This window comes from Psychromonas sp. Urea-02u-13, from assembly GCF_002835995.1.
Taxonomy (GTDB): domain Bacteria; phylum Pseudomonadota; class Gammaproteobacteria; order Enterobacterales; family Psychromonadaceae; genus Psychromonas.
Genome location: NZ_PJBZ01000200.1, coordinates 1 through 1,333, shown reverse-complemented (window position 1 = coordinate 1,333; position 1,333 = coordinate 1). Strand labels below are relative to the sequence as shown.

Genomic DNA, 1,333 nt, shown 5'->3' with positions numbered 1-1,333 from the left:
TTCCCGGGCTTTTTGTAGTTGCTGCACCAATGCAGTACTACTGGTGAACTTCACTCGTTTTGACTGTGCAACTAAAGCATGACCTATCGCTGCGCCAAGGTGAGTCTTACCCAATCCACTGGCACCAAATAGCAAGATGTTATGACCTTGTTTAAGCCACTCTAGCTGGGTGGTTTTTTGCTGTAGTTGCAGTGCGGTTACCCCCTTAACTTCACTAAAGTCATATTGATTAAGTTGTTTACCTGTTGGTAACTGGCTTTCTTTTAATAGCCGTTTGAGTCTATTTTCATAACGGTGATTTGTTTCCAATTCGCATAATTCAGCCAAGAATTGTGCAGGTTCCCATGCTTCTCTTATCGCTTTATCAGATAAATATTGCCATGTTTTTCCCATCTCTGTCAGTCGCAACTCTTTAAGTAGTAAAGGCAAGCTTTGAATGTTAGCCATTTAAACCACCTATTAAACTGTCATAGCTATTCAGATTATGTTGCTGAGTAAAGATGATGGGCACTTCAACTTTATCAGGGCCAAATAACGCTCGACACTGCTTTATTGATGGCATTGAGTTTGCTTCACATTCACTTAAAACATAGCGTCCAAGTGACGCTTCACAGTCGTAATTATCGGCAAGTAATAGTAAGTCCACCATATATTTACAATCCGCATCAGTGAGGCCATCTTGGATGAGGTTTTTCCATAATAGGGTGAAATCACCTGCGGGGATAAGGTCATCACGAAGCTGTGATGATCTAAAGGCATTGGGCTTTTTAGCAAGCGAGTGGATCACATGACGATAATTAACACTGCGTGCTCTGAGCGTGCCTGAAGCATAAATTCGATTTAAAGATAAGGTCTCTTCATGACCATAAAACAACACTAACCGATCATCGTAAATATGCACTAAAAGTGCGCAACCGATAAGGCGAGATGGAACGGTGTAAATGACTCGTTTAACGCTAATGGTACTGCTTGAAGACACTTTTACATATTGCTCACTGAAATCATTAGTGCGACGACAAGGTAGCATTTGTAAGTGTTCTTTTTCTTCTTCAAAGCGTGTTTTACATTGACGGTTAATTTTGGCAATAATGATATTAATGAATTTTTCATACTCACTAAGGCTACTAAAATCACGGCTACCACGTAACATCAGCTGCTGATCGACCTTTCTTTTTAAATGGCCATTTGCAGATTCTATGGCGCCATTTTCATGGGCAATACCTTTATTGTTACGTGTTGCTTTTACCGAATAATGCTTGCACAACTTGGTGTAGCGCTCGGTTAATAATGTTTCTTGGCTATGATTTTTATAAGCAGCACTTAAGCTGTCAGT

Annotated in this window: 1 protein-coding gene and 1 pseudogene; both read right to left on the bottom strand. The window is 40.2% G+C overall.

What is annotated here, in order from left to right; all coding sequences use genetic code 11:
• On the bottom strand, positions 1-447 hold a 447-nt coding region (locus tag CXF74_RS21365), incomplete at its 3' end, for an ATP-binding protein (RefSeq protein WP_198552959.1).
• Positions 440-1,333 (bottom strand): annotated as a pseudogene (locus CXF74_RS21360) (hypothetical protein); the annotation flags it as partial. The pseudogene CXF74_RS21360 and the gene CXF74_RS21365, both read right to left, overlap by 8 nt.